Annotated in this window: 9 protein-coding genes; 4 read left to right on the forward strand and 5 right to left on the reverse strand. The window is 69.4% G+C overall.

What is annotated here, in order from left to right:
• The first annotated feature begins 138 nt into the window (after positions 1-138).
• Positions 139-1023 carry an EamA family transporter gene (locus ACTMMA_RS07245; protein WP_441189440.1) on the forward strand — a complete coding sequence of 295 codons (885 nt, stop codon included), beginning with the start codon at positions 139-141 and terminating at the stop codon, positions 1021-1023.
• A 10-nt stretch (positions 1024-1033) separates the two neighbouring features.
• Here the strand turns inward: ACTMMA_RS07245 and ACTMMA_RS07250 are convergent, their stop codons facing one another.
• The 5 genes from ACTMMA_RS07250 to rpsA form a co-directional block, all read right to left on the reverse strand.
• Complete coding sequence (locus tag ACTMMA_RS07250) at positions 1034-2233, reverse strand: TerC family protein (RefSeq protein WP_441189441.1); 1200 nt, start codon at positions 2231-2233, stop codon at positions 1034-1036.
• A gap of 229 nt (positions 2234-2462) precedes the next feature.
• On the reverse strand, positions 2463-4568 hold the full coding sequence (gene uvrB, locus ACTMMA_RS07255) for an excinuclease ABC subunit UvrB (protein WP_441189442.1): 2106 nt from the start codon (positions 4566-4568) through the stop codon (positions 2463-2465).
• Between the two features lie 57 nt (positions 4569-4625).
• Entirely contained in the window at positions 4626-7094 is a 2469-nt protein-coding gene (pepN, locus tag ACTMMA_RS07260) for an aminopeptidase N (RefSeq protein ID WP_441189443.1), read from the reverse strand.
• 10 nt (positions 7095-7104) lie between these two features.
• A complete protein-coding gene (locus ACTMMA_RS07265; protein ID WP_441189444.1) occupies positions 7105-8769 on the reverse strand; it encodes a BCCT family transporter in 1665 nt (554 codons plus the stop codon).
• Between the two features lie 228 nt (positions 8770-8997).
• Positions 8998-10452, reverse strand: coding sequence for a 30S ribosomal protein S1 (rpsA, locus tag ACTMMA_RS07270; protein WP_441189445.1), 1455 nt, complete (start codon positions 10450-10452; stop codon positions 8998-9000).
• Between the two features lie 127 nt (positions 10453-10579).
• Here rpsA and ACTMMA_RS07275 point away from each other — a divergent pair, with 127 nt between their 5' ends.
• From ACTMMA_RS07275 to ACTMMA_RS07285, 3 genes are all read left to right on the forward strand, one after another.
• Positions 10580-11434 (forward strand): class I SAM-dependent methyltransferase, encoded by an 855-nt coding sequence (locus ACTMMA_RS07275; RefSeq protein ID WP_441189446.1) that lies wholly within the window; start codon positions 10580-10582, stop codon positions 11432-11434.
• Positions 11435-11623: 189 nt separating this feature from the next.
• The gene (locus ACTMMA_RS07280; RefSeq protein ID WP_441189447.1) at positions 11624-12892 is read left to right on the forward strand and encodes a branched-chain amino acid ABC transporter permease; all 1269 of its coding nucleotides are present in this window, start codon (positions 11624-11626) and stop codon (positions 12890-12892) included.
• A gap of 15 nt (positions 12893-12907) precedes the next feature.
• A complete protein-coding gene (locus tag ACTMMA_RS07285; protein ID WP_441189448.1) occupies positions 12908-13885 on the forward strand; it encodes a branched-chain amino acid ABC transporter permease in 978 nt (325 codons plus the stop codon).
• Positions 13886-13956 lie beyond the last annotated feature (71 nt).

Below are 13956 nucleotides of genomic sequence, written 5' to 3' on the forward strand. Positions count from 1 at the left end.
TTGACCCCCCTCTTCGCCAACCGATCGATCTCGATCTCCTCCTCGACGGGTTCCGTAGCGGCTAGCGGCTACTCTGCTCGATAGCCACCAGGCCCCTAGTTGAGAGGCGAGCCCATCTCCCCCGACATCGCTCCACGCGTGCACGCTGTCGTCCTGGTGCTGCTGGCCATCGTGTCCGTGCAGTTCGGCGCGGCCCTGGCGGTCACCCTGCTGCCGCTGGTCGGGGTGGTCGGATCGGTCAGCATCCGGCTGGTGCTCGCGGCGATCATCCTGTGCGTCTTCGTGCGGCCGACGATCCGCGGGCGCAGCCGGGCCGACTGGCTCGTGGTGGGGATGTTCGCCGTGGCGCTGTCGTTGATGAACCTGACCTTCTACGGCAGCCTGGACCGCCTGCCACTGGGCGTCGCCACGACCATCGAGTTCCTCGGGCCCCTGGCGCTGGCCGCGGCGGTCTCACGGCGGGCCCGTGACCTGTCAGCGGTGGTCGCCGCCCTGGGCGGCATCGTGCTGATCTCCGAGGCCATGACCACGCCGTGGGACGAGCTGGACCATCTCGGCATCGCCCTGGCCGCGTCCGCCGGAGCCTGCTGGGCCGCCTACATCGTGCTGAGCCGCCGCACCGGCGCCCGCTTCCCGGGCCTGGACGGCATCGCCCTCGCGATGGCCATCGGCGCCATCATCACGCTCCCGTGGGGACTGATGACCGCGGGCGCAGCGCTCTGGAGCCCGGACGCCCTGGTCCGAGGACTGGGCATCGCCCTGCTGTCCTCGGCCATCCCCTACAGCCTCGAGCTCCTCGCCCTGCGCCACCTGAGCTCTGGCACCTTCGGGATCCTGCTCAGCCTGGAGCCGGCGGCCGCGGCGCTGGCCGGGCTGCTCGTGCTGGGCCAGGTGCTGACCGTCCCCCAGCTGGTCGGGATGGGGCTGGTCGTGCTGGCCAGCATCCTGGTCCTGGGACGAGGGTCCGGGCCAGAGCGGACACCAGCCGCGGCGCCCGGCCCGGTCCCGGACCCCGGTCCCTGAACGGGTCGGCTCAGACCTGAGTCGAGCCGTCCTCGCCGTCGCGCGGACGCGGGATGGCCGGGCCCTGGTCGTCGGCCACCGGGTCCTGCACCGGGTGCTCCCGATTCGGGTCGTAGTCGTGGATCGAGACCTCTTCGAGGTCGAGACGGTCGCGGTCCGCGATGGTGCCCGTGCTCGAGCCCGTCGTGCCAGCGGTGCCCGTGCCCGTCGTGGCGGCGGCGACCTTCTTCTTGTCGCGGCTCGTCTTCAGCAGGCTGGCCACCGCGGTGACGCCCAGGATGACGATGATCGCCGACAGCGAGAACCAGATCGGGATGTCCCAGACGTGGAAGGGCTCGCCGCCGTTGATGAACGACAGGTTGTTCTCGTGCATCGCGTGCAGGATCAGCTTGACGCCGATGAAGGCGAGCAGCACCGCCAGACCCAGGCCCAGGTAGACCAGACGCTTGAGCAGGTCACCGAGCAGGAAGTAGAGCTGGCGCAGACCCATGAGGGCGAAGACGTTGGCCATCAGCACCAGGTAGGGCTCCTGGGTCAGACCGAAGATCGCCGGGATCGAGTCCAGGGCGAAGAGCAGGTCGGTGGTGCCCAGCGCCAGGATGACGATGGCCATCGGGGTGAGGACCTTCTTGCCGTTCTCCACGATCCGCAGCTTGGTCCCGCCCTCCCAGGACTGGGTCACCGGGAAGCGCTTCTCCACGGCGCGCAGCAGCGCGTTCTCCTGGAAGTCCTCGTCGTGGTCGCCCTCGTCGGAGAGATTCTCCTTGGCCAGCTTGACCGCGGTGTAGATCAGGAAGAGCCCGAAGATGTAGAAGACCCAGGACCACCGGTTGATCGCGGCCGCACCCACCAGGATGAAGAGGGCGCGCATGACCAGGGCCATCACGATGCCGACCATCAGGGCGTACTGCTGGTACTTCCTGGGCACGCCGAACTTGGCCATGATGATCAGGAAGATGAAGAGGTTGTCGATCGAGAGGGAGTACTCGGTCAACCAGCCGGCGAAGAACTCACCTGCGAGCTGCCCACCGTTGGTGATGAGCACGCCGATCCCGAACAGCACCGCCAGACCGACGTAGATCGACAGGGCGACGGTGACCTCCCTGCGGGAGGGTTCGTGCGGCCGACGCCCCAGGACGATGAGGTCGAAGGCGAAGATCGCCGCGACGAGGACGAGCGTGACGATCCACACCCAGGTGGGCACGATCATGTGTAGGGCACCTTCCGGTCAGGCCAAAGCGGACCGGAGGTCTCTCCACGTCCGTCGCACAGGGCCACGGCGCCGGTCCTCCGGGTGGTGGCTGCCGCTGGGGCCGCCGCCGCCGTCCTGACGAAGGAACCGCTTGGGGATACTCCCCTCCGATGTACCTTGACATTCTGGCACACCGGGGCGGCCCGGTCCGTGCACGAACGACCGGGGCCCGTGTCGTGGGACTGCCTCAGGAGGTGGCCTCCCGCATCTGCCGCAGCTCCTTCTTCAGCTCACCGATCTCGTCGCGCAGGCGTGCGGCCAGCTCGAAATGCAGGTCGGTGGCGGCCTGGTGCATCTGGTCGGTGAGCTCGTGGACCAGGGCCGCGAGCTCGGTCGCCGGCAGGTCGTCGGTGGCGCGGCGCTCCAGCGCCGAGGACCCGACGGCGGCCGCGGCGGCCCGCCCTCGCCCGGTCCCGCGGGACTGCCGGCGCCCGCTGCCCATGAGGGCCTCGGTGTCGGCATCCTCCCGCTCGAGCATGTCGGTGATGTCGGCGATCTTCTTGCGCAGCGGCGTGGGGTCGATCCCGTGCTCGCGGTTGTAGGCGAGCTGCTTCTCGCGCCTCCGGTTGGTCTCCTCGATGGCCTCCTCCATCGACGGGGTGACGGTGTCGGCATACATGTGGACCTGTCCCGAGACGTTGCGGGCAGCTCGCCCGATGGTCTGGATCAGGGAGCGGGCCGACCGGAGGAAGCCTTCCTTGTCGGCGTCCAGGATGCTCACCAACGAGACCTCGGGCAGGTCGAGGCCCTCACGGAGCAGGTTGATCCCGACGAGCACGTCATACTCCCCCAGCCGCAGCTCGCGGAGCAGCTCGACGCGTCGTAGGGTGTCGACCTCGCTGTGCAGGTAGCGCACCCGAACCCCCTTGTCGAGCAGGTAGTCGGTGAGGTCCTCGGCCATCTTCTTGGTGAGGGTCGTGACCAGCACGCGCTCGTCGCGGGCGGTCCGCAGCCCGATCTCGTGCAGGAGGTCGTCGATCTGGCCCCGGGTCGGCTTGAGCACCACCTCGGGGTCCACCAGGCCGGTGGGACGGATGATCTGCTCGACGGTGCCGTCGCTCTTGGCCAGCTCGTAGGAGCCGGGCGTGGCAGACAGGTAGACGGTCTGGCCGATGCGCTCGAGGAATTCCTCCCACTTCAGCGGCCGGTTGTCCATGGCGCTGGGCAGCCTGAAGCCGTGGTCGACGAGGGTCCGCTTGCGGGACATGTCGCCCTCGTACATCGCCCCGATCTGCGGCACGGTGACGTGGGACTCGTCGATGACCAGGAGGAAGTCCTCGGGGAAGTAGTCCAGGAGACAGTTGGGCGCCGAGCCCGGCTGACGTCCGTCGATGTGCATCGAGTAGTTCTCGATGCCGGAGCAGGAGCCGACCTGGCGCATCATCTCGATGTCGTAGGTGGTGCGCATCCGCAGCCGCTGCGCCTCCAGCAGCTTGCCCTCGCGCTCGAAGCGGGCCAGCTGGTCGGCCAGCTCGGCCTCGATCCCGCCGATCGCGCGCTCCATCCGCTCCGGCCCGGCGACGTAGTGGGAGGCGGGGAAGACATACATCTCCTGCTCCTCGCGGACCACCTCGCCGGTCACCGGCTGCAGGGTGTAGAGAGCGTCGATCTCGTCGCCGAAGAACTCGATGCGCACCGCGAGCTCTTCGTACTGCGGGATGATCTCGACGGTGTCGCCGCGGACCCGGAAGGTGCCGCGGGTGAAGGCCATGTCGTTGCGGGTGTACTGCATCGTCACGAACTGCCGCAGCAGGTCGTCGCGCCCGATCGTCTGCCCGACCTTGAGGCGGACCATGCGGTCGACATATTCCTGGGGGGTGCCCAGGCCGTAGATGCAGGACACCGACGCGACGACGACGACGTCACGTCGGGTGAGCAGGCTGTTGGTCGCCGAGTGCCGGAGCCGCTCGACCTCGTCGTTGATCGAGCTGTCCTTCTCGATGTAGGTGTCCGTCTGCGGGACGTAGGCCTCGGGCTGGTAGTAGTCGTAGTAGCTGACGAAGTATTCCACCGCGTTGTGCGGCAGCAGCTCGCGGAACTCGTTGGCCAGCTGGGCGGCGAGGGTCTTGTTGGGCGCCATCACCAGGGTGGGTCGCTGGACCTGCTCGATCAGCCAGGCAGTCGTGGCCGACTTGCCCGTGCCGGTGGCGCCGAGCAGGACGATGTCCTCCTCGCCCCTGTTGACGCGGTCGGCGAGCTCGGCGATGGCGGTCGGCTGGTCCCCGCTGGGCTGGAAGTCGGACTCCACCCGGAAGGGGTTGACCGTCCGCTGGAGGTCGGTGGTGGGACGCATGGCGTCAACGCTAACCCCCCGCACCGACAGACCCGACCCCAGCGGGTATGCGGCAGCTCACCTCTGTGCGGACTGGGTGCGGGTCTGGTCGTGCAGGATGTCGGCCCAGGTGCGCGCCAGCACCGGCGGGAGGCTCTCGTCGGTCAACGTGGAGCGCAGGTCCGCCAGCTGCTGGGGCGTCCATCGGAAGGCGGGCGTGGCCCGTCCCACGACGAGGCCGATCGCCTGGCCGCGCCGGGCCACCTGCGCCCCGGCGGTCAGGAAGTCCCCGACCAGCCCGTCGACCAGGTCACGCCGCTCCGGGTCCCACAGCCCGCGCGCGAGGGCGGTGATCTCACGGTTGGACGTCCCCTCGGCGGCCAGGTGCTCGAGCGCGTCGCGCTTGGCGGCCGGGTCGGGGCGCGCGGCCCGCGCGGACAGCTCGGCCAGGCGGCCGACGCTGGAGCCGTCCCGCTCCAGCTCGGCGGCGAGCAGGTCTTCGGGCAGCGCGTCGAGCTCGGCCAGCCGGATGACCGCCTGCCACCGCTGCGCCTGCGTCAGCGAACCGCGGGCCGAGCCGTCCGACAGCCACCGTCCGAGCAGTTCGGCGTCGTGGCTGGTGGCCAGGACCGCGGAGACGGCCGACTGGACGACGGCCGGGCGCTCGTCGTCGCCGGCCAGGAGCTGCAGGCCGACGGTCGCCAGCCGGTCGTATAGACCCGGCAGCTCCTCGGGCAGCCCGACCGCGGTGACCGCCAGGAGCCCACGCGCGAGCACGTGCGTCACGGCCACGGCGGCCTCCTCGGCCGGCAGGTGCTCCTCGATGAGAGGGACGAGGTCGGCAGGGGCCAGCTCGGCCCGGACCGCCTCGTCCAGCAGCGTGGCCCAGGCGATCACCCGCGTGTGCTCGTCCGGGATCCGGCTCAGCGCGCCGCCGAGCACGGTGCGGGAGCGGTCGTCCAGCACGACGCGGGCGAAGGTGTCCCCGGTGGCGTTGGGGACGACCAGGTCCGCCTCGGACAGGGTGACGGGCTCGTCGGCGAGGTCCACGACCTGCTCCCACGCGGGGTCGAGGCGACCCGCCTCCCCCGAGAGGTAACCGCGCACGCGGACCCGGTGGGGCCGCATACCCTCGCGGTGCAGGACGGGCGGTCCCTCGGACCGCTCGACCACGAGCGTGTCGTGACCGGTGCTGCGCAGCCAGGCCTCGACCCAGCCGGCCACGTCGCGGTCGGTGACCCCCTGCAGCGAGGCGACGAAGTCCTGCAGCGTGGCGGTGCCGAAGCGGTGGGCACCGAGGTGGGCGTTGACGCCGGCCAGGAAGGTCTCCTCGCCCAGCCAGAAGGCGAGCTGGCGCAGGCAGGAGTTGCCCTTGGCGTAGGAGATGGCGTCGAAGTTGTTGAACGCCGAGTCCACGTCGGGCACGTCCTCGGGGCGCGGCGCGACGGGGTGGGTGCTCGGCCTCAGGTCGGCGGCGTAGCCCCCGGCCTTGCGGGAGATGTCGAACTCGGCCAGGGCGTTCTCGCCGGGCAGGGCCACCCCGCCGACGACGAAGCCCATGTAGTCGGCGAAGGACTCGTTGAGCCAGGTGTCCTCCCACCAGCGGAAAGTCACCAGGTCGCCGAACCACATGTGGGCCATCTCGTGCGCGATCGTCATCGCCCGGCCGCGGGCCAGGGCCTCGTCGGTCGACCCGGTCGGCAGGAGCTCGTCACGGAAGGTCACGCAGCCGGGGGTCTCCATGGCACCCCAGTTGTGGCCGGGAACGAAGTCCTGGTGATAGGCCCCGAAGGCGTAGGGCTCGGTGAAGATCCGCGCGTAGTGGTCGTAGGCGCGTTCGGTCACCGACCGCAGCCCGGGCAGGTCGCGGTCGAGGTCCTCGGCCTGGCTGGCGCGGCAGTGCCAGCCCATCTCCAGGCCGGCGTGCTCCCAGGTCCGGGAGGCCCACGGGCCGACGCAGACGGCGAAGAGATAGGTCGAGATCGGCGGGGTCGTGCCGAAGACCCAGGTGCCCGGGCCGTCGTCCTCGGCGCCGGGACGCCGCTCCGCGGGGGCGTTCGTGATGACGGTCGCGCCGGTCGGGGCCTCCACCTGCAGCGTGAAGCTCGCCTTGAGGTCCGGCTGGTCGAAGCAGGCGAAGACCCGCCGCGCCACGTCCATCCCGCCGTAGGCGCCCAGGTAGACGGCCTCGTCGGCCGGGTCCTCGAACCGGTTGAGGCCGTCGCCGTCGGTGACGTAGGGCAGCCGCGCGGTCACGACCGCGGTGTTCTCCGCCTCGAGGTCGGGCAGCTGGACCCGCTCCCCCGCCACGTCGTGGACGACCGCCGGGTCGAGCGGCCTGCCGTTCAGCTCGACGCTGACCTCCCGCGCGTGCTGGAGGTCGAGGAAGGAGACGGCCCCCGGCGTGGCGGCGAAGGTCACCCGCGTGGTCGCGGTGAACTCGCCGGCGCCGGGGTCCGTCGCGTCCCTCAGGTCGAGGTGGATCTCGTAGGCCACCTCCGAGACGATCTGGGCACGGGTGCGGGCATCGACCAGGCTCAAAGACACCTGGTCGACCTTAGCGGTTCTGCAGCTCCGAGGCCTCGAGGGCCAGCTCGCGCGCCGCCAGCGCCCGCTCGATCCGGCGGGCCTCCTTCATCTCCGCGGCGAAGGCCTTCACCAGGGAGATGCAGATCCCGATCATGACGATCGTGAACGGCGCCGCCGTGAGGATGGCCATGGTCTGCAGGGAGCTGAGCCCGCCGCCCTCGACCCCGGCCGCGGCTCCGGCGACGATCAGCACCGCCGCGATGGCACCCTCGAGCACCGACCACATGACGCGGCTCCACAGCGGCGGGTTCGGGTCTCCGCCGTTGGCGATCATGTCGACCACGTAGGAGCCGGAGTCGGAGCTGGTGACGAAGAAGATGACGATCATGACGATCGCCAGCCCGGCCAGGAACGGACCGCCCGGCAGGCCGTCGAGCATCTGGAAGAGCGCCTCGTTGGTGGAGACGGAGCCGTCCTCGCCGACCAGGCCGCCCTCGCCGAAGACCTCGCGGTAGAGGGCGGTGCCGCCCATGATCACGAACCAGGCGGTGGTCAGCAGGGTGGGGACCAGGAGCACACCGGTGATGAACTCCCGGACCGTCCGTCCCCGGGAGATCCGGGCGATGAAGACGCCGACGAAGGGCGACCAGCTGATCCACCAGCCCCAGTAGTAGGTGGTCCAGCCGCCCAGCCAGGCCGGGCCCTCTGCCTGGTAGGGCATGGTCGTGAAGCTCATCCGGAAGAAGTTCTGCAGGTAGTAGCCGATGGACTGCACGAAGTCGTTGAACAGGAACAGGGTCGGCCCGGCGATGAGGACGAAGAGCATGAGCAGCCCGGCCAGGGTCAGGTTGATGTTGGACAGCCACTTGATGCCCTTGCCGATGCCCGACACCACCGAGGCGGTCGCGATCACCGTGATGCCGATGATCAGGGCGACCTGGACCCAGTGGTTGCCGCCGTCGGCCAGACCCATGAAGTCCAGACCCGCCGCGACCTGGCTGACGCCGAAGCCGAGCGAGGTCGCCACGCCGAAGAGGGTGCCGACGATGGCCACGATGTCGATCAGGTCACCGATCCACCCCTCCACCCGGTCGCCCAGGAGCGGCTTGAGCGCCCAGCGGATCGAGACGGGCAGCTTCTTGCGGTGGACGGCATAGGCCACGCCCAGACCGACGACGATGTAGATCGCCCAGGCGTGCAGGCCCCAGTGCAGGAAGACCCTGCCCATGGCCGCGTTGGCGGCGTCGGCGCTGGTCGCCCCGTCGGGCAGCGAGCCCGGCGCCGGCTGCGCGTAGTGGAAGAGCGGCTCGGCAACGCCCCAGAACATCAGGCCGATCCCCATCCCCGCGGAGAAGAGCATCGCGAACCAGGACAGGTAGCCGAACTCCGGCTCCTCGTCGTCACGCCCCAGCTTGACCTTGCCGTACTCGCTGACGGCCAGCCAGAGGCAGAAAGCGACGAAGAAGAAGGTCAGCAGGACGTAGTACCAGCCGATGGACTCGACCACCACCTTGTTGAGATCGCCCAGCGCCTTGTTCATCCCCTCGGGGAAGATGGCGGCGGCCAGCACAAAGGCGAGGATCAGGGCGGCCGAGGGCCAGAACACCCGCGCGACCAGGCCGGTCCGTTTCCCTCCCTGCGGGTGATCGTCGCGTGCGTCGGCGGTCGGTGGAGGTGCTGCGGGTGCGGACATGGAGATCACCTTGCGTAGTCGAGGTCTGGTTCCGTAGAAAGCAGCGACACAGACTACATACTCTCCCAGGCAATCTCAAGGTTCGACGGGTATGTGGCGCTCGTCACCTCTCCCTCGCTTCCCCCGCCGACACGCCCCCGGACACGCCGAAGGCCCGGCCCCACGGTGTCGTGGGTGCCGGGCCTTCGTCCCTATCAGGGTGTCAGCGGCGGTGCCGCGACCCCGTGATCAGTTGCCGGTGAGCTTCTCGCGCAGCGCGGCCAGGGCCTCGTCGGAGGCCAGGGTGCCGGCGGTCTCGTCGTCCTGGGACTCCGAGGAGTAGGACGCGGAGGACGGGACGACCTCGACGCCGGCCTCGGCGTCGGCGGCGGCAGCAGCCTCGACCTGGGCCTTGTGGGCCTCCCAGCGGGCGTGGGCGTCGGCGTACTCCTTCTCCCACTTCTCGCGCTGGGTCTCGTAGCCCTCGAGCCACTCGTTGGTCTCGGAGTCGAAGCCCTCGGGGTACTTGTAGTTCCCCTCCTCGTCGTACTCGGCGGCCATGCCGTAGAGGGTCGGGTCGAACTCGGCCGCGACGGCCTCGTTGGCCTGCTTCAGCGACAGCGAGATGCGGCGACGCTCCAGGTCGATGTCGATGACCTTGACGAAGACCTCGCCACCGACGGTGACGATCTGCTCCGGCAGCTCCACGTGGCGCTCGGCCAGCTCGGAGATGTGGACCAGGCCCTCGATGCCGTCCTCGACGCGCACGAACGCACCGAAGGGGACGAGCTTGGTGACCTTGCCGGGCACGACCTGGCCGATGGCGTGGGTGCGCGCGAAGGTCTGCCACGGGTCCTCGAGGGTGGCCTTCAGCGACAGGGACACGCGCTCGCGGTCCATGTCGACGTCCAGCACCTCGACGGTGACCTCGTCGCCGACCTCGACGACCTCGCCCGGGTGGTCGATGTGCTTCCAGGACAGCTCGGAGACGTGGACCAGACCGTCCACACCGCCACCGAGGTCGACGAAGGCACCGAAGTTGACGATGCTGCTGACGACGCCGGAGCGGACCTGGCCCTTCTGCAGCTCCTTGAGGAAGGTCGTGCGGACCTCGGACTGGGTCTGCTCGAGCCAGGCGCGGCGGGACAGGACCACGTTGTTGCGGTTCTTGTCCAGCTCGATGATCTTGGCCTCGATCTGCTTGCCGACGTAGGGCTGCAGGTCGCGGACGCGACGCATCTCGACCAGGGAGGCCGGCAGGAAGCCGCGCAGGCCGATGTCGAGGATGAGGCCACCCTTGACGACCTCGATGACGGTGCCGGTGACGACGCCGTCCTCCTCCTTGACCTTCTCGATGGAGCCCCAGGCGCGCTCGTACTGCGCACGCTTCTTGGACAGGATCAGGCGACCCTCCTTGTCCTCCTTCTGGAGGACAAGGGCCTCGACCTCGTCACCCACGGAAACGACCTCGGACGGGTCGACGTCGTGCTTGATGGCGAGCTCGCGGGAGGGGATGACACCCTCGGTCTTGTAGCCGATGTCGAGCAGGACCTCGTCCCGGTCGACCTTGACGATGACACCTTCGACGATGTCGCCGTCATTGAAGTTCTTGATCGTTGCGTCGATCGCTGCGAGCAGCTCTTCCTCAGTGCCGATGTCGTTGATGGCGATCTGAGTGGCCTGCTCGGCCGTAGTGGCAGTCATGTAGTAGGGGCTCCGATTGTGGACAGAGAATGAGTGGTGGACAAGTGCTTGCTTGCGGGCACGCGAAATGGCACGTGACACGCCCGCCCAGACTACCGATCCGTGACCTGCCAGGTCAAAATGGCCTGTGCCCACTCCCCCGCAGCCGTCCGCGCCCGTCCCCCAGCCGCCACCCCCGGCCCCAGACCGGGTGGTCCGCCGGGAGCTGCCCCATACCGAGGCCGTCCGCGCGGGACGCGCGTGGTGGGACTCCGAGGCGGAGGCCTACTACGCCGAGCACGGCGACTTCCTGGGCGACGCGGAGCTGGTGTGGGGCCCCGAGGGGTGGACCGAGGCCCAGCTGGGCCTCCTCGGTCCGTTGTCCGGCCGCCGGGTGCTGGAGGTCGGGTCGGGCGCGGCCCAGGGTGGGCGCTGGTGCGCCGGCCAGGGGGCGCTCGTACTCAGCTCGGACGTGTCGGGCGGCATGCTCCGGGTCGGAAGACGGATCGACGGGGGTATGCGGCCACGCACCGTCCCCTCCTACGTCCAGTGCGACGGGGGCCGGCTGCCCTTCGCCGACGGCACCTTCGACGTCGTCTTCAGCGCGCACGGGGCGATGGCCTTCATCCCGGACGCGGACGGGGCCGTGCGCGAGTGGGCCAGGGTGCTGCGCCCAGGCGGCACGCTGGCCTTCTCTGTGACGCACCCGGTGCGGTGGGCCTTCCCGGACGTCCCCGGCGTCGAGGGCCTGACCGCCCGGTCCTCCTACTTCGACCGGCTGGCCTACGTCGAGGAGACCTCGGCGGGGCGGGCGACCTACTCCGAGCACCACCGGACCGTCGGCGACCTGGTCCGCGCCGTGGCCGGGGCCGGCCTGGTGCTGGTCGACCTGGTCGAGCCCGAGTGGCCCGCCGACGCCGACCACGTGTGGGGCGGGTGGAGCCGGACGCGGGGCGAGGTGCTGCCGGGCACCGCCATCTTCGTGGCCCGTCGACCAGCTTAGGTCACGATCCGGACACACCTGGGCGCAGATCTGTGCAGCGGGCCGAGGTTCGCCTATGCTCTCCTCCACCGTGGTCGCAAGGATGCACCACGGTTATCTGTGCCCGTGACCCATCAGGCTGGAGGAGCTGTGCCGCCCACCACCCCTCACCGGGAGCACCGTCGTGCCCGGAGACTCTGGCAGCTGCCGGTGCTCTGGCTCACGGCCGTCCTCCTGGCGCTCGTACCCGTCGGCGTGGCCCACGCCCAAGGTGGTGACGACCCCTCCCAGGTCGGCATCGAGGAGCACGACCAGAACGTCGCCGTCAACGTGCGCAACGACAACGAGCCCGTCAAGGACGTGCGGGTCGTGGTCAGCGGCGGTGGCTTCGAGGCCGAGGCCCTGACCAACGAGCGCGGCCAGGCCCGGATCGGCGTGCCGACGACCGACCCCTACGAGGTCCTCATCGACGAGGAGAGCCTGCCGGACGGGATCACGGTCACCGGGGACAACCCGCTCGAGGTCAAGTTCGGCAGCCAGTTCTTCCAGCCGGCCAACTTCTTCCTGGGTGAGGGCGAGCGCCAGACCGTCGGCTTCCTGCCCCAGCTGACCGAACGTCTGATGAACGGCCTCAACTTCGGCCTCATGCTCGCGCTCGCCTCCATCGGCCTGTCCCTGATCTTCGGCACGACCGGTCTGACCAACTTCGCCCACGCCGAGATGATCACCTTCGGCGCGGTCATGGCGCTGGTCTTCGGCGTCTTCCTCAGCCTGCCGATGTGGATCGCGATCATCATCGCGGTGGTCCTCAGCGGCGCGCTCGGCTGGGCCGTGGACGCGGGCATCTGGAGACCCCTGCGGCGGCGTGGCACCGGCCTGGTCCAGCTGATGATCCTCACCATCGGTCTGTCGCTGGCGGGACGCTTCATCTTCCAGTTCTTCATCGGCGGCGGCACCTACCAGCTGCCCGGCTCCGGCGGTGTCAAGCACCAGATCCTCGGGCCCATCCGGCTGTCCACGGTCGACATGCTCAGCATGGGCATCAGCCTCGTGGTCCTGCTGGCCGTGGCCTACTGGCTCCAGCGCACCCGCACCGGCAAGGCCACCCGCGCCGTCGCCGACAACCGTCCCCTGGCGGCTGCGAGCGGCATCGACGTCGAGGCGGTCACGCGGATCGTCTGGATCGCCGGCAGCGCCCTCGCCGGGCTCTCGGGCATCCTGTGGGCCTACTTCCGCCCTGGCACCAAGTGGGACATGGGCGTCCAGGTCCTGCTTCTCATCTTCGCCGCGGTCTGCCTCGGAGGTCTGGGCACCGCCTTCGGTGCCCTCATCGGCGCGCTGGTCATCGGTGTCCTCGTCGAGGTCTCGACCCTGTGGATCCCCTCCGACATCAAGTACGTCGGCGCCCTGGCCGTCCTCATCATCATCCTGCTCGTGCGACCCCAAGGGATCCTGGGGCGACGAGAAAGAATCGGATAGGAAGGGAGAACTGCGATGAACTGGGGTTCCATCCTCAACAACACGGCCGCCTTCATGCTCTCTCCCGAGACCATCGGCTTCATGCTGGCCGCCCTCGGGCTGGCCATCCACTTCGGCTATGCCGGGCTGCTCAACTTCGGCATGGCCGGCTTCATGGCCATCGGCGCCTACGGCTACGCCATCTCCATCCTGTCCTTCGGCCTGCCCTGGTGGCTGGCCATCGGGGTGAGCATCGTCGGGGCGATCATCTTCGCCCTCATCATGGGCATCCCGACGCTGCGGCTACGAGCTGACTATCTGGCGATCGTGACGATCGCCGCGGCCGAGATCGTGCGCCTGCTCTTCCAGACCCGGCTGTTCGAGAAGTGGACCAACTCCGCCGACGGCCTGGGCGGCTACCACGCCGGCTTCCGCGGCGCCAACCCGCTGCCCCCGGGCAACTACGGCTTCGGCCCCTGGACCTACAGCGCGGACAACTGGTGGATCCGCATCTTCGGGCTCGCGCTCGTCGCCGTCGCCATCCTCCTGGTCTGGCTGCTCATGCGCAGCCCCTGGGGCCGCGTGCTGAAGGGCATCCGCGAGGACGAGGACGCCGTGCGCTCGCTGGGCAAGAACGTCTTCCTCTACAAGATGCAGGCCCTCATCCTGGGCGGCATCCTGGGCGCGCTCGGCGGCGTGGTCATCGCGCTGCCGTCGGCGGTGATCCCGCAGTACTACCTGCCCAGCCTGACGTTCTTCGTCTGGACCGCGCTGCTGCTGGGTGGTGCCGCCACCCTCTTCGGCCCCGTGCTGGGCTCGATCATCTACTGGGGCCTGATGGCCTTTCTCTCCGGCCTCCTGCCGGCGATGGCGGCCGAGGGCTGGATCCCGATCTCTACCTCGCAGGCCGGCTACCTGCGCTACATCATGGTCGGTGTGGCCCTCATGCTCCTGGTCGCCTTCCGGCCTCAGGGGATTCTGGGCAACAAGAAGGAGATGACCTTTGTCAAGTGACCAGCTGCCCGTCCCCGAGTCCCGTGACGAGGTCGAGGTTCTCGACCACGAGGGCGACTTCGGGGAGACGG

The organism is Ornithinimicrobium panacihumi, assembly GCF_052073805.1.
In the GTDB taxonomy this organism is placed as follows: Bacteria; Actinomycetota; Actinomycetes; order Actinomycetales; family Dermatophilaceae; genus Ornithinicoccus; species Ornithinicoccus panacihumi.